1 protein-coding gene is annotated in these 280 nt (G+C 40.7%); it reads right to left on the reverse strand.

Going from position 1 to position 280, the window contains the following annotated elements; translation table 11 throughout:
- Nucleotides 1–10 precede the first annotated feature (10 nt).
- A partial coding sequence (locus AACQ14_RS24010) for a hypothetical protein (protein ID WP_339366062.1) occupies nucleotides 11–280 on the reverse strand: 270 nt, incomplete at its 5' end.

The following is a 280-nucleotide window of genomic DNA, read 5'->3' on the forward strand; positions in this document are numbered from 1 at the left end:
TATGTTACCCCTATGAGAATGGTTGGGGATGGTACATTCTCATAGGGGTAACATAAATACCGTTGCCGGATTCCCATTGTTCTTTATTTAGGTCGCCTTCTATTACCTGTAAAAATTCAGCAGACCATTCATCCATTCCGTAGATATTTGTGCCGTGTTCTTTCCTTAATAGATAATTTCCGTATTCGTTTGCTACGGCTTCTGATTGTCCTGCCAACTCCTTCATTTTTCCCAAAGCAAAATTGTCAAGGGGCTGGTTACTGGTCTGCAAATATACGTT

This window comes from Vallitalea maricola (assembly GCF_036985595.1).
Classification (GTDB): Bacteria; Bacillota; Clostridia; order Lachnospirales; family Vallitaleaceae; genus Vallitalea; species Vallitalea maricola.